The organism is Gulosibacter chungangensis, assembly GCF_008831155.1.
Taxonomy (GTDB): domain Bacteria; phylum Actinomycetota; class Actinomycetes; order Actinomycetales; family Microbacteriaceae; genus Gulosibacter; species Gulosibacter chungangensis.
Window position 1 is genome coordinate 366,006 of record NZ_WBKB01000001.1, and the last position, 18,314, is coordinate 384,319.

The window sequence follows — 18,314 nt, forward strand, 5'->3', positions numbered from 1 at the left end:
GAGATCTCGACTACGCGACCACCGAGAGCAGTGGCACGAGCAACGCCGTAATGAACAGGGTCAGCGCACCACCGATACGCGTGGCGAGCGCCGCGAAGGGCATCAGGTGCATCAGGTTTGCTGCCGAAAGCACCGCCACGTCGCCACTACCGCCGGAGTCAGCCATCACCAGCCCCGGGATCACCGCGGCCTCAAGGAAGTAGAACTTCAGCAGGTAGCCCAGGACACCAGCAACGAGACCCGAAACCAGCACGCAGAGCACCACCAACAAGAGGAAGATCGGGTCGGTGACCGCCACGAGCACCTCTTCAAGGTTGATGTACGCGATCGACACGCCGACCAGCAGTGCCGGCACGAAGTAGCTCGTCATCAGGTCACCCCACTCGGTGGCAGCTTCTTCGAACTCGCTCGGGAACAGGTTGAAGACCTTGAGGATTGCCGCCGCGATAATCAACCATGCGAAGGTGTGCAACATCGGCAGGTACGCGTTCACGACAGTTGCGAGGCTGAAGAGCACCGCGGTGATCAGCAGGCCCTTACCGAGACTGAGGAAGTTCGCGGAGCCCTTCTTCTTCGGCATGGTGAGGTCGCCGTTCTTGTCCTCAATACGCATGAGCTGACCGCTCCCGTAGAAGCCGGCGAAGAGGTTCGGCTTCCGCGATCCAATGCCCTTGAATACACCGGCAAAGAGAATGCAGACACCGTTTGCGAGGGCCGTGACCGCGACCAGCTGCGCGAAGTAGCCGCCGACATCATTACCCGTTTCAGCGGCATACATCTCCGACATCGGGATGGCCCCAACACCGATACCACCGGCCATCGCCGGCGCCGCGATCAGCAGCATGCTTTCAACGAAGCCGCCGCCGAACAGCGCACCGATACCGCCAATGATCACAAAGGTGAGGGTGATGCAGCCAGCCAGAGGGATGAGAAATCGAGGCCCAGCCTTGATGAGTAGCTTTCGCGGCATGCCGAGTACCGCACCGGTGATGATCGCAGCCACGATGAAGTCGAGGAAACCTACGTCGTTCATGAAGCCGGTCACGGTCTCAATCACGTTCTCAGGCATGACGCCGAGGAAGATGATGGTCGACGGGATGAACGTGCACAGGAGCGTCGCCAGACCGTAGTCGCGGAGTACCGGAATCATCGTTCCGATCCAGGTCAGTAGCCCGCCCAGTGTGAGCGTGACTGCAAACCCTCCGAGCAGTGCGCCCGGCAGGTTGCCGGTGTAGACGGCGACAGCAAGTGTGGCTAGTACCGCCAGGAACCACCAGATCGGCATGTCGTTGATACGCGTCCAGGTGTATCGCTTCTTCTGCGTGGCCAGAGCCGGGTCGCGCACGGCAATGAGCTCGGTACGCGAGGGGTCCTTGGCCACTTCATCCTGCTCGTGCATGGCTTCGTCCTGCCTCACGCCGCTCGGCGTTGTGTTATTCGTTGACATCATTGTCCTACTCGATAGTCCGCACCATTGCGGAAATTGTGGTGTGAGCACCGTCTGGTGTTGGCAGCCGGTGGTGTTCGCTGCCGGTGGTGCTGGCAGCCGGTAGCGACCGGATGCCATCCCGGCGGATGCGCAGACCCGCGGATGCGCTCAGGTCGCGTCCGCGGTCTCCCGCGCGAACGTGGTCTCGGTGAGGACGCCTACCGGCGCTTCACCCCGTTGCACCTTCGCGATATTTCCCCAGGCTGTCGCAATTCGCCGTTGCACGTTCTCCCAACCGACACCGGCCATGTGTGGCGTGCAAATGACGTTCTCGAGGTTCAATAGCGGACTGTTGAGATCCAGCGGTTCACTGTCAAAGACATCGAGCCCCGCACCGGCGATGCGCCCTTCAACGAGGGACTGCGTCAGCGCATCCTCATCGATCACCTCACCGCGACCGACATTGATCAGCACGGCCCTGGACTGCATCCGAGCGAGTTCCTCGGCGCCAATAATGTGCCGCGATCCCTCATTGAGCGGCATGTTTACGCACACGACATCGGACTGCTCCATGAGCTCGTCGAGCGACACTGGTCGCGCGCCAATGAGCTCCGCAACTGTCAATGGGATCTCGTGGTGGTCGTAATAGATCACATTCGCGCCGAACCCGTGGTGCACGATTCGCCCAACCCAGCGCCCGATGTTGCCAAGCCCGACGATGCCGACGGTCTTGCCATAGAGCTCCGCGTAGGAGGTCTCGTCGAGATCGGGCCGCCACTTGCCGTCACGGATGAGTTTCGCGGCTTCGGGAATTCTTCGCAGCAATGACAGCATGAGGGTTACCGCATGTTCGGCAACCGAGATCGAGTGTGTCTTCATCTGCGCAACCGGAACTCCAAGCTCGTTCAACACTTCAACCGGCAGTTGCCCGTAGCCAGAACTCATGTACTGAATGAATTTGACCTGCTTTGCCGCGCGAAACACCACGTCCGGAATCTCTATCCCCGAAACGATGTAATCCGCATCCGCAGCCTCGCGCACCATCTCTGCCACCGATGCATCCGGCGACATCAACGTCACTGAGTAGCCTTCCGGCGTCGCGGCTTGAAAGCCTTCGATGTAGTCCTTCAACGGGTTGAGGTACAGCACTTTGTTCGTCATGAGTCGGTCTACTTTCCTGCGAGTGCCGCGGTCACGGCGTCGGCAACTTCTTGCGTACCTGCATCGCCGCCGAGGTCTTTGGCCCACGGGCCATTTGCGAGCACGGTTTCGACGGCTGCTTGGATGCGTTGAGCCACGTCCGTGCAGCGGTCGTCGTCGTGCTGCTCGCCGAGCCATTCGAGCATCATTGCTGCCGAGAGGATCATCGCGATCGGGTTGGCGATCCCCTGCCCGGCGATGTCCGGCGCGCTGCCGTGCGAGGGCTGGAAGACACCGTGGGTGAGGCTCACATCTGCCGAGGGCGCGATGCCGAGCCCACCACCGAGGCCGGCGGCAATCTCCGAGGTAATGTCACCAAAGATGTTCTCCGAGACGATCACGTCATAGCGCTGCGGATCGGTGACCATGTACATCGATCCCACGTCGATGTAGAACTTCTGGCTGTCCACATCCTTGTTTTTCGCGGCGACCTCGTCGAAGACTTTCTCCATAAGCACATTGCTGCGCAGCGCATTGGATTTGTGCAGCAGGGTCACCCGCCCCGGCGTGCCACGCTTGCGCCGCGCACGAGCCTGCGAGAACGCTACGTCGAAGAGCTTTTCGCAGGTCGCCCGCGTGATGGTCATCCGGTCGGTCGCGGTCTCATCGCTCGGTTCGTGCTTGTCTGCGAGCCCCGCGAACATCCCTTCGGAGATCTCGCGGATCACGAGCATGTCCACGTTCTCATCCTTGAGCGGGCCCTCGACCCCGTCAAAGAGCCGCACCGGACGGAGGCTGGCAAGCAGCCCGTAGTGCGCTCGCATCTCGACCTGGGCCCCGAGCTCGAGCCCTTCCGGACCGCGCACCTCTGGAAGCCCCATCGCACCAAAGAGCACCGCATCCGCCTGCTCACCGATCTCGTCCATGTCAGCCGCGGTGATTTTCTTCCCGGTTCGGCGATAGAGCTCCGCACTGAAATCGTGCGTGGTGTAGTTCAGCGACAGTCCATACCGCTCTTGGCAGGCCTGCAACACCGTCAGTGTGGCGTCAATGACTTCCGGACCAATCCCATCGCCTGGGAAAACAGCGATCTCGTATGTTTGTTTCGGCATCCCGCCTGCTCCTTTGCATTTCTAGGAAGGGAATACCCGGAAAGCTACGACGGAACGAGATCTCTTTGCCACAAAACGGGACGACTTTCCCAGCTAGTGGGATGCGCGCTCGATTCGCTGCGCCGCCGCCTCTAGCTTCGCGACCGCTTCGATCACATCAATTTCTTCCGTGAGATAAACGATCGCCAGGGATGCGGGCACCCCATTGCTGAGCCGGACCGGCACGGCGATCGAGGTGAGCCCGTTGATCACCTCATCGTGGCTGAGCTCGTACCGAGCCGGTGGATGCACCTCAGGCTGCAGTTGAGAGCGAATAACCCGCCCCGGAGCGCCGCTATCGATGGGATGGCGGCTGCCCGGCCGCTGCCCCACCGTGGAGTCGGTGTGCTGCGGCTCCACGGTGACGAGCGTCACGACTTCTGCGCCGTCATAGGTGGCGATGAACGCCGTCTTGCCGAGCTCCTGCGCGAGCTGCGTAAGTTCTGCTGTCGCAGCCGCGCGAAGGTCTCGCGCGGCATTGCGCGCGAGCGCCACAAGGCGCACTCCAACCTCCAGCGCCCCGTCTGCGTTACGAACCACAAAGGCATGGTCTTCTAGGGTCCGCACAAGCCGATAGGCCATTGAGCGATGGATGCCGAGCTGCTCAGCAACCTGCGGAACCGTCAACGGCTCACTCGCCTCACTAACGAGCTCGAGCGCTTTCAAGCCGCGTGAAAGCGTCTGGGATCCTGCCTCAGCCATGGGCACCGCCTGACTTCAATGACGTTTCGATATCTGAAACAGATTACCAAGTATAGAAACCGTGGGCCAGCGTTGAAGTGCTGGTGCCAAAGTGTTGACGAGATCGGGAATTGGGAAAGGCAAAACCCCCAACTTCGTTGAAACTGCAACGACGCCGGGGGCTTTTCATCTGGCGGACACGGAGGGATTTGAACCCTCGGTCCCCGTAATCAGGGACTCCACCTTAGCAGGGTGGTCTATTCGGCCGCTCTAGCACGTGTCCAGACTCGCCAAGTGTACATGGATTTTCGCTCCACGTCAGATCGGCTAGAACAATCCGCCCGAGTTCGAACAGGATTCTGTATCGGCGGTCTGCCCCGACAGGTCCGGCGTGGGCGTTGCATCCTGCGTCACGCCCGGCCCCTCGACCTCGTCAGACCCTTCCGCGGTCGACGTTGAGTCGTCCGCAGTCGACTCGCTGCCATCCTCGGAACCTTCACCAGCATCCGAAGTCTCGTCCCCCGCATCCGCCGGTTCTTCTTCACCGGCACCGAGGTTGAGCGGCTGGTCGTTCGCGATCAGCTCCCACATTTGATCCGCATCCGGGTAGGCAGGCTCCACGCGCCCTGCTTGCCACTCCGAATCCACCACCGGTAGTCGCACGAAGGTGAACTGGTTCAGCGGCACCTGCGCGAGCGCATTCGCGAGGCTCACGAGGGTGTCAACGCTGTTGAGGTTGCTCGAGAGCACCATGTTCTGCGTCGCCGCACGCGCGAGGCCGTAGACCTTCGTGGGGTTCGTGAGCGTCTCATTGCTCTTGACCGTGCGCATCAGCGAGGACAGGAACACCTGCTGGTTCTCGATTCGAGCGAGGTCCGAGCCGTCGCCGACACCGTGGCGGGTGCGCAAGAATTTCAGCGCCTCTTCACCCTGCAGCGAGTGGTAGCCAGCATCCAGGTAGAGATCCGAGTAGGTGTCATTGATTGGCTGCTCGACGCAGACCTCGACGCCACCAACGGCATTCGACATTTCGATGACACCGTTGAACATGATCATGCCGGCGTACTGAATATCGATACCGCTCATTTCCTCGACGGTGCTGACGATGCAGTTCATGCCACCGTCATTGAGGATCGAGTTGATCATCACGCCGTCTTGCGCGTAGTGCTGTTCACCGTCATCGCCGGTGCAGTCCGGCCGGCTCACGAGGGTGTCGCGGGGAATCGACACGACGGTCGCGTTCGAATGATCTTCCGACAGGTGGAAGATCATGTTGACGTCGTTCAGCACGCCTTCGGACTGTCCGGCGGCGACATTCCCATCTGCATCGGCGCGGGAGTCACTGCCGACGAGCAGGATGTTTACCCCGCCTTCGAAGATATTGGTCGGGTCTTGCTGTTCCGAGTTATCGGCAAGCTCGAAGGTCTCAACACCGGACTGCAGGTTTGCGTAGACGATGCCACCGAAGGTCACCGCCGAGACGAGGATGACACCCATCACCATGGCGATGCCCTTACCGAGCGACTTCATCACGGTGGTTGTTGGAAGTCGGCCGTGGCGAGCCATGGTTCCGCCGAGGCGCAGCTGCTGCGGATCCCGATTGGCGGGGTGACGTGCCAAGAAATGTCCTCAAGTCGGTGTGCAACGGTGGTGTCTGGGCGAGGCGCCCAAAGGCACCTCGCCCATCACTGTGCGGAGGGCGTGGGATTCGAACCCACGGGACATTGCTGCCCACTGGTTTTCAAGACCAGCTCCATCGGCCGCTCGGACAGCCCTCCCGACCAAGCAACAATTCGATAACGAATTACTTGGCTGCGCACAATAGTAGCGGAGTTCTTCCGGAAGAACCGAACGAATCCTGAGCGCCATTGTGCAAGCTTCCAGTGTAAAGGGAATCTCGCTCCCGAACCAGAGTTTCTCACCTCAGAAGTGAGATCACACGCGGCAGATGTGAGATCACTCGCCGGATGCGAGATCACACGCCTAGCCCGGAATCTTCGCGAGCGCCTTCGCCAAACCCTCGTGATAGAAGTCCGTGGTCAGCTCGTTGCCCGCGTCAATCACTTCCTGGGGCGCATTACCCATCGCAACCCCGCGACCACCGCCGGCAGCCGCCCATTGCAGCATCTCAATATCATTGCGGCCATCCCCCGCCACAAACACGCGGTCTCGGGCGATTCCGTGTGACTCGCGCACTCGTTCCAGGGCAGTTCCCTTATTGACCCCGTCCGGAGCAATATCGAGCCAGGCCGTCCAGCCCACCGAATAACTCACCGAGTGCAGCCCCGACTTTTCGATATTCGCGAGGAACTCTTCAATGGTCTGGTCCGGTGAGACCACCACGAGGCGGGTCACCGGCTCCTTCGCGAGGTCCGCAAAGGGCACCTCGATTCCCTGCGCCTCGAAGGTTCCTTCCGGGAAGCGACCCGAGTAGCGATAGATCCCATCCGAGCCTTCGACCGCGAAGCGGGCATCCCGCAGCACCCCGCTGAGCGCCTCGAGCGCCCCAGAGGGGTCGAAGGTCTCGACCCAGCGAGCCGCATAGCCTCGCGCATCCGCCGCATCCTTCTCGAGCGTCATGGCGCCGTTTGCCGACACGACATATTTCGGCTCAATTCCGAGCCGCTCGCGCACCGGCAGGGTGTCGCGAGCGGAACGCCCGGTCGCAAGCATCACCTCGTGACCGGCCGCAACGAGCCGGTCAATCTCACGATGCGTGGCATCGGGGATCTCCCCGTCCACATCCAAGATGGTGCCGTCAATATCGAGTGCGATGAGCCAGGGGTCGGTGGTCATTGTGCTTGCTTATTCCTTCGGCAGCAGTATCTCTTGACCGCCCAGATACGGGCGGAGGGCTTCTGGGACCAGCACCGAACCGTCGGCCTGCTGGTGGGTTTCGAGCACGGCCACGAGCCAGCGCGTGGTCGCGATCGTGCCGTTCAGGGTCGCGACCGGATGCGCTTTGCCGTCTTCCCCGCGGGCCCGGATGCCGAGGCGGCGGGCCTGGAAGGTCGTGCAGTTCGAGGTGGAAGTAAGTTCGCGATACGTGCCCTGGGTCGGCACCCAGGCCTCGACGTCGTATTTACGCGCGGCCGAGGAACCGAGGTCGCCCGCCGCAGTGTCAATCACGCGGTAGTGGAGGCCCAGCGCCTGCATCATCTCTTCCTGCCAGCCGAGCAGGCGTGCGTGCTCTTCCGCCGCCTGAGCGGGGTCGGTGTAGACGAACATTTCGACCTTATTGAACTGGTGCGTGCGGATGATGCCGCGGGTGTCCTTCCCCGCCGAACCCGCTTCGCGGCGGTAGCAGGTGGACCAGCCCACGTAGCGCAGCGGCTCACTCACGTCGATAATCTCGTCGGCGTGGTAGCCCGCGAGCGCAACCTCGCTGGTCCCAGTGAGGTAGAGGTCATCCGCAGGCAGGTTGTAGACCTCGTCGGCGTGCTCGCCGAGGAAGCCGGTACCGCGCATGATTTCGGGCTTCACGAGGGTCGGCGGGGTGAGCATCACAAAGCCGTTCGAAATCGCCTTGTTCAACCCCAGCTGCATAATCGCGAGTTCCAGCTGCGCACCAATACCGCGCAGGAAGCTGAATCGAGTGCCCGAAACCTTCGCCCCGCGAGTCATATCAATCGCGCCGAGCAACTCACCGATTTCGAGGTGATCGCGCGGCTCAAAATCGAACTCGGACTTATCCCCCTCGTGACGCAGCACCACGAAGTCGTCCTCGCCACCGGCCGGCACTTCGTCCAGCACGATGTTCTCGATTTTCATGACCGCCGTGGTGAAGGCTTCTTCTGCATCGTTAGCCGCGGCCTGTGCATCCTTCACCTGCTGCGCGAGATCCTGCACGGCCGCGAGCAGGGCCGGGCGCTCATCCTTCGACGCCTTGCCGATCTCCTTCGACTTCGCCTTCTGCTCGGCACGCAGTGACTCGAAGTGCTGCAATGCCTCACGGCGGGCAAGGTCGGCCGCAACCGCAGCATCAACCGTCGCCGGATCGTTGCCGCGAGCCTGCTGGGAGGCCTTAACGAGTTCGGGCTGGTCACGAAGGAGCTGAACGTCAATCACAACGCCATGGTAGCCGCCAGCGACAACGCAGTTCTTGAAATTAGGATGCAGGTATGTCGCCACGCGCAGCAGTGATCGCGAACCCAAGCAAAGTTGACCTCGGTCGGCTTCGTCGCTCACTCCCCAAATACGAGCAGGTCTACGGATGGGATTCCTCCCTCATCCTCGAAACCACCCCGGAGGATGTCGGCCACGGCCAAACACGCGAAGCGCTCGCCGCCGGAGTCGACCTGGTGATCGTCGTGGGCGGTGACGGCACGGTTCGAGTGGCCGTCGAGCAGCTCGCCGGCACCGGCATCCCGCTTGGCATCGTGCCCGCCGGCACCGGGAACCTCCTGGCCCGCAATCTCGGCCTGGATGCATTTTCGTTCGCTCGCGCGCTCCACGTTGCCTTCAACGGTCACGATCGACACATCGACCTCGGTCAGGCGGAAGTCGAGCGCCCCGAAGGCGAACACGAGACCTTTGTCTTCGCAGTAATTTCTGGCATCGGGGTGGATGCGGGGATGATCACGCACACCGATGACGACCTGAAGCAGCGGATCGGTTGGCCGGCGTATATCGGCGGCATCCTGAAATGGATGATCGGCTCCGGTGCCTTCAATATTCGCTACCGAGTCGGTGCGGGACGCACCTGGGGTTCACGCGCATCCAGTGTCATGGTTGGGAATTGCGGGCTCCTCACCGGCGGAGTTCGGCTTATTCCCGACGCCGAACTCGACGACGGCAAGCTCGACATGGTGATCATGCGGCCGCGCGGACCGATGGGGTGGGCCGCGGTCGGCGCCGGAGTGATTGCTCGCGGGGTCGCCAAACAGTTCCGCGCGATTTCACGTCGGTTCAAAGTTCGGGGCCCACTCGGGCCACGGAAACTTCGCGTGCTCAGTTATTATCAGGACCCGGAGCTCACCTTCCGCATCGATTCGACCCCGGAACCTTTCCAGATCGACGGGGATGCGGTCGGCGAGATTGTCGCGGCCCGCGTGACGGTGCTGCCGGAATCCCTCACCGTACGCGTGGCTCGTTAGTCGCGTTTCGATACGCTTCGCTACTCAACGATCGACGGCCGAGTAGACGAAGTCGTATCGAGGCACGCTAGCGGACCAACCCGTCCAACCAGTCCTGTGCTTGCGCATAGTGCGCATCCGAATAGGACGGATCCACCGCCACCGGCGAAGGCACCGCGCGCGGATACGAACCGAGGAATTTCACCGAGGGACTGTAGCGACGTAAGCCGAGCAGCGCATCCGACACCCGCGCATCCTCGAGGTGGCCGTCGAGATCAATCACGAAGCGATAGCGGCCGGGGCTTTCGGGAATCGGCCGCGAGGTAATCATTGAAAGGTTGATGCCGCGCGCGGCGAACTGCTCAAGCATCGAGAGCAAGCCACCCGGCCGCTCTTCCGGCAGCGTGACGATGATCGAGGTTTTATCGCTGCCGGTGCGTGCGGGTAGATCGGTGCGCGTGGTGACGAGCAAGAACCGGGTGCGTGCGATCGAAGAGTCCTGAATGTCTTCCGCAACGATTTCCACATCGAAGTGGTCCTGAATCGTCGGCGGGGTGATCGCCGCATCTGCGAGCCCGTCTTCCTCGAACAGCTGGCGCGCGCTTGCCACATTCGAAGAAGCCTGCACATAGAGGTGGTCCGGGAGCGTGCGGTGCAGGAACTTCCGGCACTGGCCATACGCGACCGGATGCGCCGCGATGGTTTCGATATCGCGCAGCGACTTCCCGGGCCGGACAGCGAGCACGAAGCGAATCGGCACGACATACTCGCCAAAGATGCGCAGCCCGTCCATCGTGGCCAGCGCATCCTGCGTCGCAGTCACGCCGCCCTCAACCGAATTTTCGATCGCGACCATCGCCGCGAACGACCGGCCCTGCTGCACATCCATGAGCGCCTCGAGGACATTCGTGACCGGCTTCCAGTGCTTCCCCTTGGCCTCGGGAGCGAGCTTCAGCGCCGCCTCGGTAAAGGTTCCTGCCGGCCCCAAGAACGAGACAGTCTCGGACGCATTCGGGGATGCGGCGGGCGGCGTTTCGATTTCGCTCATAGGTTCCACCCTAAACGGCCCGCCGACAGGCAGCATTCAATGAATATTGCGAAACTTATTCCATGCATGAACGAGCAGGCACTGTCGCCAGACCCCAGGATCTTATTGATGTCGACCAGCTGATCGGCGCGTACTACCGAAACGTGCCCGATGTGTCTGACCCCGCCCAGCGCGTGGCGTTCGGAACCTCCGGCCACCGCGGCTCGAGTTTCAAGAGCTCGTTTAACGAACAGCACATCAAGGCGATCACCCAAGCCATCGTTGAATACCGTGCCTCGCAGAAGATTCGCGGGCCGCTGTTCATCGGTCGCGACACGCACGCGCTGAGCGACCCGGCAGAAAAAACCGCACTGGATGTCCTAGCCGGCAATGGCGTGAAGGTGCTGGCCGACTCGCGCGGTTCCTGGGTGCCAACTCCGGCGCTGTCGCGCGCGATCATCGTGCACAACAACAATCGCGATAACACCGAGCTCGCCGACGGCATCATCATCACCCCGAGCCACAACCCGCCCGAAGACGGTGGCTTCAAGTACAACCCGCCGCACGGCGGCCCGGCGGACTCCGACGCAACCACCTGGATCGAGAACCGCGCCAATGAACTCATTGCTGGCGGCCTCGAGGGCGTGCGCGAGGTCAACTCCGACAACCGCATTGGCACCTATGATTTCCGCGCCGCCTACGTGCGGGATCTCGCAAAGGTCATCGACTTCGAAGCTATCCAGCGCGCCGGCGTGCGCATCGGCGCCGACCCGCTCGGTGGTTCCAGCGTCGAATACTGGCAGCTGATCGGTGAAACCTACGGCATTGACCTGACGGTGGTGAATCCGAACGTCGACCCCCGCTGGCCGTTCATGACGCTGGACTGGGACGGCAAAATCCGCATGGACCCGTCCTCCCCCGCGGCGATGGCCTCGGTGCTCGCGCACAAGGATGACTACGACATCCTCACCGGCAACGACGCGGATGCGGACCGTCACGGCATCGTGACCCCGTCAAGTGGCCTAATGAACCCGAACCACTACCTCGCCGTGGCCATCGACTACCTCGCCACGAACCGGCCGGAATGGCCCCGCGGCGCGGGCATCGGCAAAACGCTCGTCTCGAGTTCGATGATCGACCGGGTCGTGAAGTCACTGCGGCGCAACCTCGTGGAGGTCCCGGTTGGCTTCAAGTGGTTCGTGCCGGGGCTGATGGACGGCTCAATTCTCTTCGGCGGGGAGGAGTCGGCGGGCGCTTCCTTCGTGCAGTTTGACGGTTCCACGTGGACGACCGATAAGGACGGCATCCTGCTGGCGCTACTCGCTGCTGAGATCGTCGCGGTGACCGGCAAGACGCCCGCGCATCGCTATCAGGAACTCACCGAGCAGTTCGGGAACCCGGCCTATCAGCGCGTGGATGCGCCAGCCACCCCGGCCCAGAAGGCGGTGCTGAAGAAGCTATCTGGCGACAGCATTACTGCCACCGAGCTCGCCGGAGAGCCGATTCTTGCGAAACTCTCAAATGCTCCGGGCAACAATGCCGCGATCGGTGGGGTCAAGGTTGTCACCGAGAACGCCTGGTTCGCGGCCCGGCCCTCCGGCACGGAGGACGTCTATAAGATTTACGCGGAATCCTTCAACGGTCCGGATCACCTCGCGATCGTGCAGGCCGAGGCCAAGGCGATTGTGGATGCGGCGCTGGCGGCCGAGTAGCGCCAGGGCCGGATAACACCAGCGCCGAGTAGCCCAACGAGAATTGGCGCGTGGATGCAGGGCACCTTCGGGTGCGCATCCACGCGCCAATGTCGTTACTGGCGTCGCGAACTGCCTCGAGCTGGCCGATTCGCAATAGCAGACCGGCCAGCTCGAGGCAGTTGACGGTTCGGGCTAGTTAACTGGGCCTGAGCTAGTTGACCGGTTGGAGCTCAAACTGCGGTTCGGAGGCCGTGTCGCCGTTGGTCTCCACGCCCGAATTGAATTCGAGCGAGAAGGATGCGCCCGAGCTGTTTTCGCAGCTCACACCGGTCGAGTAGTTGATCGAGCAGGTGTAGTCCCCCGCCTCGACGGGCTCGTCATACGCCAGTACCTCACCGCCACCGAGGTTGCTGGTCAGGCAGGGCCAGGTAATACCCTCTTCGTTGACGCCGACTGCGACTCCGGCGCCACCACCGCTCGTGCAGGCTTCATCGGGAGTGCTGAAGTTCTGCTGCAGGATCTGGCACGCGGCACCACCCTCGGGAGTGATCTGGCACCGTAGATTGCCGGATCCCGACTGGAAGGTCACCGGTTCAAAGTCAGCCGGTGCCTGCGTCTCGGGCTCTTGGGTCTCAGGGTCCTCATTCGGCTCCGGATCCGCTGGCTGCTCGGCGGTCTCCTCACCCTGCTGCTGCGTCTCATCCGCAACCGGGGTCTCCTCGTCGCCACCACGGAACAGTCCGCTGATCGCGAAGGCACCCACAATCACAACCACCGCGGCCACCGCGGCAATCAGGATCGTCCTCAGCCCCTTCTTGCGTTGCTCGGAGTCACCACTCGAGCCGCCCCTGCCACTTCCGGAACCACTCCCAGCGCCACCGCCGAGGCCGAAGTCATAGCCCGGCCCCGGTGCGCTCGAGGCTCCGGCCGCCGCGCCCGCAGCGGCCGACCCGGCAGCGGCAGACCCCGCACCAGACTCATACCGATTCCGTGGCTCTGCCGTCTGCAGCGGCCTCGTTTCATCATCGAGTTCATCGCCGAAGGGCCAGAAATCCTCTTCTTGATCGACTGCCGCCTGGTTAGCGTCGGCTTGGTCAGTACCGGCTTGGTCGGAGCCGGTCGGTCGCGAACGACGAGCCGTCTCAGGTGTCGTCGCCTCGGTCACGAACGGCGAGCTAAACGGTGAGCTGCGTTCCGCCTCTGCACCATCTGCCGAGGACACCGGGCTGGGCTCAGTGTCAGGTGCCGGTGGCGTCGGCGCGGTCGGAGGGACTGGCGCCGCCGGAATTACTGAGGGCTGCCCATTTGGTTCATCCGCCGACGCAAAGTCAGCGTTGAGCGGCGGCAACGAAGGCATGCCCTGCCGGTTACCGGGAGCCGCGGGCGTGGTGCCATAAAACTCGGCCGCGCGCTGTTGCGCCTGACGCTCCGCGTCAGATGCCGGCGACGGCGTCGGAGCATCCTGCTGACGCGGCGGTAGCGGCACGATCCCGGTCTGATCAAACCCATCCGTGAGGATCGGCCGGTCCGCTGGATCATTATCGAGACCGGTGATCAGCTGCGTAAATGTCGCGTCGTCCGGGTCTGAGGGAACGTTTGCTGACGGGTTAGGAGTTGTTGACGGGTTCGAGTTTGCCGGTGCAATCCATGCGAGCGGGTCGTTCTGCGCGGGCTGACCCTGTGCGGGCTGGCCCTGCGCTGGCTGACCCTGCGAAGGCTGGCCGAAACCGCCGACACCCGGCGCCCCTGCCCCCTGGCCCTGAGGCTGTTGCTGAGCTCGTTCGCGCGCCGCTTGCTGGTCTTGGAGCGCCTTCACCTGGGCCGCACGCTGCTCGGCCGCACGACGTTCGCGCTCGGCCTGCTCCTGTCGGGCGCGCTGCTGCGCGGCAAGCTGCTCCCGCTCGGCTTGCTCGCGTTGGGCCTGCTCGCGCTGAGCTTGTTCACGCAGGGCCTGCTCGCGCTGAGCTTGTTCACGAGCTGCTTGTTCTTGGGCCGCGCGCTGTTCAGCCTCGCGACGCTGTTCCGCTTCGCGGTGCTGCTCAGCCTCGCGACGCAAAACAGCCTCTCGCTCTTGCTGGGCCTCGCGCTCAAGCCGGGCCTGCGCATCCAACTGGGCCTGCGCATCCCGCTGAGACTGATCGTTACCGGGAACATTCGCGAAGGGCGACCGTGCCGGGGCAGACGGACCCGGCTGCGCGCCCGAAGGGATATCCGCGGGCGTCGCGCTGTGCTCATCCGTGTGCTGAGGGAACAGCGGCGGCACCGAAGGCGGTGTCGGTGCTGGAGTCGATGGCGTGCCCTTCCCATTCAGGTCTGGGTTAAAGCGACGACGTGGTCGATGCGGGGCAGCCGGAATCGGGTCTTCACCCGCCACCGCAGACTTGGGGCGATATCGGCTGAAGAAGTCGTCTTCAACCTCACCGATCTGACCACTCGTCCCCAGGTCCCAGGGGTCAGGCTTGCCACCACCCGGACGGTGCGGCACCGCGTTACGGTCATCCGGCGTTTGCGGCGTGGCGGCCTGCTGCAGTCGGGTACCGCATTCGCCACAAAATCGCTGTGACGGACTCGCTGCGGCACCGCACTGGGGACATTTCGTCATGCTCATCACTTCCTCAAGTGCCGTGACTGGGCAGTATTCGCGGGCGTCACGGCCAGGTATTGCCACAAATTTACCCGGCGCTGAAGCAATTTGCCCGTTCAAGCGCCCAGCTCACCACCGCCAACAGCCATTTCCAAGCCTCGCGGGGCCCGCAGCACCGGCAAGTTCGCAATCACCGAGTTCGCGAGCGGCGGAACCTCGACGCCCCGAAACACGCAAAAACCACGCACCAGTCGCCCCAAAATCACGGCAAAGATTCAAACTGGCTGCCTAGGTTGGCGACATGACTCAAGCCAATGCATCCGACACGACACCGGCCGAATACAGCTACTCCAAGGACCCGGGAAACAATCGCTATGTGGTCCACTATGACGACGAGATTGTCGGCTTCGCCTCGTACCGGGAGCTCGCCGACGGCGTGCATTTCGACCACACGGTCGTCGACCAGGCTCACCAGGGCACCGGGGTTGCCTCGAAGCTCGTGCGCTTTGCGCTCGACGATTTCGAACGCACCAGCAAGCTCGCGCTCATTCCCGACTGCTCCTACGTGGATGCCTGGCTCAAGCGGCACCCCGACTATCAGCACCTCACTGAGGCTCGGGCCTAACAGCGCCCCACGCCCAGCAACTGCCTCCTCAGTGACGACCCGCTCAATGAAGGCCCGATCAGCGCGGAGGCGCTCATCAAGTTCTCATATTGCGCGGTCGTCCGCTCATCCGCTTCTCATCGGGGTTTCTTAACCTGAAACCATGATGAACAGCACTCCACAACGCACAGCAATGGTCACCTTCGCCTCCACGGTCGTCTTGCTCGGCCTCGTTGGATGCGCTGGGACAGCAAACGACACCCAGCCGGCGGCCGAGTCCCCGGCTACCGATGCCGGCGTCGAGCAGACGACGGCTCCAGACGCGGGCGCCACGACCGATGACAGCAACGCCGGCACCGACACTGGCGCACCTGCTCAGAGCACGGTGGACGCCTCCGAATACGCCGCGGCAATCGAGGCTGCGGAAGCATTCGTTGGCGACGGCGCGTTCGCCTTTGATCTTGATCGTGAAGACGACGACGATGATGACGACGAGATCTTCAACATCGATGTCGCCGAAGGTACCACCGTCCACGAAATCGACATCCTCACCGATGGCACCGCGCGCCTGGACGAAACCGAAACCCGCGAGCTCGACAGCGACGATCGCCGCGAGATCGACACCGCCGAACTCACCATTATCGAGGCCATCGAAATCGCCCTCGGCCACCACAACGGCACGATCGATGAGGTCGAGCTCGAAACCGAAAACGGCGAGGTCGTCTGGAGCATCGACTACGAAGACGACGACCAGCGGGACATCTACGTGAACGCGGTTACCGGCGAGATTACTGAGGACTAGTCGTTTCGATACGGCCTACGGCCTACTTAACGGGCGAGCAGGAAGCCGGTCACTGAGTAGGAGCCAAGCGACGTATCGAAGTGGCTCCTTCGATACGCTCCGCTACTCAGGGATCGGTGGGGCTAGGGGACGCGGTGCGTCCACTCGCGGCTCGCGAACTTGGTTTCGGCCAGTTCGCGAGCCCGCGCCATTTCGGCGTCGGTGATCTCATCGGGCGTGCCGCCGTGCCGCGAAACAAACGTCTCCTTGAGGCTCTCGATAATCTCCGCGCGCGGCATCCCGGTCTGTGACTTCAGCGGCGATACTCGCTTCTTCGCCGACTTCGTGCCCTTGTCGCTCATCTTTTCGCGACCGATCCGCAACACCCGCACCATCCGCTCGGCGTCGATGTCATAGGACAGGGTCGCGTGATGCAATACCGCCCCAGAACCGAGCCGCTTCTGTGCGGCACCACCAATCTTCCCGTTGGGTGAGGCGATATCGTTCAGCGGCTCATAGGTTGCCTCAATGCCGAGGTTATTGAGCGCCTCGAGCACCCACTCATCGAGGTACGCGTACGAGTCGGCGAAACTCATCCCACCGACCAGTTCAGCTGGCACGTAGAGCGAATAGGTCACGACCGATTCGGCTTCCATGAACATCGCGCCGCCGCCCGAGATTCGGCGAATCACCTCGACGCCTTCAGCCCGGGCCGCGGCCATATCGATCTCATTCTTGACTGATTGGAAGGAGCCGATCACCGCCGCATCCTCATCCCACTCCCAAATCCGCAGGGTGGGTCCGCGCCTACCCGCGCCGACCTCTTCGGTCAGCACCTGGTCAAGGGCAACGTGCACGCGCGGCGGCAGCGGACTGGGATGCAGAATCTGCCAATCGTAGTCACGCCAATTTCGCGCTCCGGTCAGGGCTCGTCGCACCACCACGGCGATTGCTTCCGGCGAGAAGCCGAGCAGCTGCGCATCCTTCGGCAGCGCCTCGCGCACCGCACGGACGATGTCCTCAGAAGTCGACTCCGCAGGGAGCCCCTCGAGTCCCGAATTGAGATCGTCGAGGGCCTCATCGGGCTCCAGGAAGAAGTCGCCAGCGAGTCGCACGAACTCGAGCTTGCCGTCGGTGACATCGAAATCGATCACCACCAGCTTGCCGCCCGGCACCTTGTATTCACCGTGCAAGTCGCGCTTGTCCTGCATCTGCGTCTTCCTCCTGCGAAACCTCGTTGATCATTTCTACCGCGTAGCCGGAGCTTCAAAGTGCCAGCGCAACCACTCGAGCAGTTCCGCGGTCACCTCATTACGGTCAAGTTCGTTGTAGACCTCGTGACGCGACTCCGGATAGATCCGGAAGGTGACATCGCGCATCCGGGTAATGTGCCGCAGGCTCCACGCGAGCGCGCGCGGTCCGCGCACTCCGTACCCGAGCGGGTCTTCGGTGCCGGTCATAACGAGTATCGGCACGCGTGCGGCACGACCGCAGCGCGGCGCGGGTGGCGCGGTGAGCAGCTGCACTGCCCCAAGCGGCGTCCACACCGAGGAGTCGGCGATATCGAAACCGTAGGGGTCATCGATCATGGCCTGCACTTCGGCGGGATCGCGGCTGAGCCAGCTCATGCCGTGACCGTCACCGGCCCACTTGGCGTTGTAATCGCCGGGGTTCACCAGTCCCGGCAGCGCCAGAGTCGTCCCGGTCCAGACAATCGCGTCAAATATCTCCGGTTCGTTCCAAAACAGCTGCTGGCCAAGCAGCGAGCCCCAGGAGTGGCCGGCTTCAATCAGCGGGATGCCCGGGTAGCGTCCCCGAGCCCAACGCACGGTTTCGCGCAGCATCCTTCGAGCCGCGGGCATCCCGCCGGGGCCGAGATTACTCAGCCCCCAACTGCCGACGCCGGTGCGCCCGTGGCCGAGCATGTCTGCCGCGACGACCGCGTAGCCAGCATCCCGCAGTGCGTTCGCGAGCCGCTGATAGCGACGCGCGTGGTCGCCGGCGCCGTGCGAAACGTGCACGACGCCCTTCGGCGACCGCCCAGTCGCCCACTCGTACACGTGCACGTCGACACCCTCGATTCGCAGGATGTGTTCCACGTAGTCCACCTCGAAACCATCGTTTGAGGTGTCCATTCCCGGGGTGTAA

The 18,314-nt window shown here is 62.8% G+C and carries 15 protein-coding genes and 2 tRNA genes; 4 read left to right on the forward strand and 13 right to left on the reverse strand.

Annotated features, from left to right (window positions below):
- Positions 1 to 10: 10 nt before the first annotated feature.
- From F8O05_RS01680 to serS, 9 genes are all read right to left on the reverse strand, one after another.
- Positions 11 to 1,447 carry a 2-hydroxycarboxylate transporter family protein gene (locus F8O05_RS01680; RefSeq protein WP_192496980.1) on the reverse strand — a complete coding sequence of 479 codons (1,437 nt, stop codon included), beginning with the start codon at positions 1,445 to 1,447 and terminating at the stop codon, positions 11 to 13.
- A 150-nt stretch (positions 1,448 to 1,597) separates the two neighbouring features.
- The gene (locus tag F8O05_RS01685) at positions 1,598 to 2,590 is read right to left on the reverse strand and encodes a 2-hydroxyacid dehydrogenase (RefSeq protein WP_158051005.1); all 993 of its coding nucleotides are present in this window, start codon (positions 2,588 to 2,590) and stop codon (positions 1,598 to 1,600) included.
- An 8-nt stretch (positions 2,591 to 2,598) separates the two neighbouring features.
- On the reverse strand, positions 2,599 to 3,681 hold the full coding sequence (locus tag F8O05_RS01690) for an isocitrate/isopropylmalate dehydrogenase family protein (RefSeq protein ID WP_158051006.1): 1,083 nt from the start codon (positions 3,679 to 3,681) through the stop codon (positions 2,599 to 2,601).
- 93 nt (positions 3,682 to 3,774) lie between these two features.
- A complete protein-coding gene (locus F8O05_RS01695) occupies positions 3,775 to 4,422 on the reverse strand; it encodes an IclR family transcriptional regulator (RefSeq protein ID WP_158051007.1) in 648 nt (215 codons plus the stop codon).
- A 170-nt stretch (positions 4,423 to 4,592) separates the two neighbouring features.
- Positions 4,593 to 4,684 (reverse strand) — tRNA-Ser (locus F8O05_RS01700).
- 44 nt (positions 4,685 to 4,728) lie between these two features.
- The gene (locus tag F8O05_RS01705; protein WP_158051008.1) at positions 4,729 to 6,021 is read right to left on the reverse strand and encodes an LCP family protein; all 1,293 of its coding nucleotides are present in this window, start codon (positions 6,019 to 6,021) and stop codon (positions 4,729 to 4,731) included.
- 73 nt (positions 6,022 to 6,094) lie between these two features.
- Positions 6,095 to 6,179: transfer RNA gene (locus F8O05_RS01710), tRNA-Ser, on the reverse strand.
- A gap of 205 nt (positions 6,180 to 6,384) precedes the next feature.
- A complete protein-coding gene (locus F8O05_RS01715; protein WP_158051009.1) occupies positions 6,385 to 7,197 on the reverse strand; it encodes an HAD family hydrolase in 813 nt (270 codons plus the stop codon).
- 9 nt (positions 7,198 to 7,206) lie between these two features.
- A complete protein-coding gene (serS, locus tag F8O05_RS01720; protein ID WP_158051010.1) occupies positions 7,207 to 8,469 on the reverse strand; it encodes a serine--tRNA ligase in 1,263 nt (420 codons plus the stop codon).
- A gap of 53 nt (positions 8,470 to 8,522) precedes the next feature.
- Between serS and F8O05_RS01725 the strand changes: the two genes are divergently transcribed.
- Positions 8,523 to 9,497: a diacylglycerol/lipid kinase family protein gene (locus F8O05_RS01725; protein WP_158051011.1), complete on the forward strand. Its 975-nt coding sequence runs from the start codon at positions 8,523 to 8,525 to the stop codon at positions 9,495 to 9,497.
- Positions 9,498 to 9,564: 67 nt separating this feature from the next.
- On the opposite strand, the gene pheA is transcribed toward F8O05_RS01725, so the two are convergent.
- A complete protein-coding gene (pheA, locus tag F8O05_RS01730; protein WP_158051012.1) occupies positions 9,565 to 10,524 on the reverse strand; it encodes a prephenate dehydratase in 960 nt (319 codons plus the stop codon).
- A 62-nt stretch (positions 10,525 to 10,586) separates the two neighbouring features.
- On the opposite strand from pheA, the gene pgm reads away from it, so the two are divergent.
- Entirely contained in the window at positions 10,587 to 12,215 is a 1,629-nt protein-coding gene (gene pgm / locus F8O05_RS01735) for a phosphoglucomutase (alpha-D-glucose-1,6-bisphosphate-dependent) (RefSeq protein WP_158051013.1), read from the forward strand.
- 193 nt (positions 12,216 to 12,408) lie between these two features.
- Here pgm and F8O05_RS01740 read toward each other — a convergent pair whose 3' ends face one another.
- Positions 12,409 to 14,799, reverse strand: coding sequence for a zinc ribbon domain-containing protein (locus F8O05_RS01740; protein WP_192496981.1), 2,391 nt, complete (start codon positions 14,797 to 14,799; stop codon positions 12,409 to 12,411).
- Positions 14,800 to 15,082: 283 nt separating this feature from the next.
- On the opposite strand from F8O05_RS01740, the gene F8O05_RS01745 reads away from it, so the two are divergent.
- Positions 15,083 to 15,406 (forward strand): GNAT family N-acetyltransferase, encoded by a 324-nt coding sequence (locus F8O05_RS01745; protein ID WP_158051015.1) that lies wholly within the window; start codon positions 15,083 to 15,085, stop codon positions 15,404 to 15,406.
- A 142-nt stretch (positions 15,407 to 15,548) separates the two neighbouring features.
- The gene (locus tag F8O05_RS01750; protein WP_158051016.1) at positions 15,549 to 16,187 is read left to right on the forward strand and encodes a PepSY domain-containing protein; all 639 of its coding nucleotides are present in this window, start codon (positions 15,549 to 15,551) and stop codon (positions 16,185 to 16,187) included.
- 122 nt (positions 16,188 to 16,309) lie between these two features.
- Here the strand turns inward: F8O05_RS01750 and F8O05_RS01755 are convergent, their stop codons facing one another.
- Positions 16,310 to 17,359 carry a lipoate--protein ligase family protein gene (locus F8O05_RS01755; protein WP_158051341.1) on the reverse strand — a complete coding sequence of 350 codons (1,050 nt, stop codon included), beginning with the start codon at positions 17,357 to 17,359 and terminating at the stop codon, positions 16,310 to 16,312.
- 54 nt (positions 17,360 to 17,413) lie between these two features.
- A complete protein-coding gene (locus F8O05_RS01760; protein ID WP_192496982.1) occupies positions 17,414 to 18,301 on the reverse strand; it encodes an alpha/beta hydrolase in 888 nt (295 codons plus the stop codon).
- Between the last annotated feature and the right edge of the window lie 13 nt (positions 18,302 to 18,314).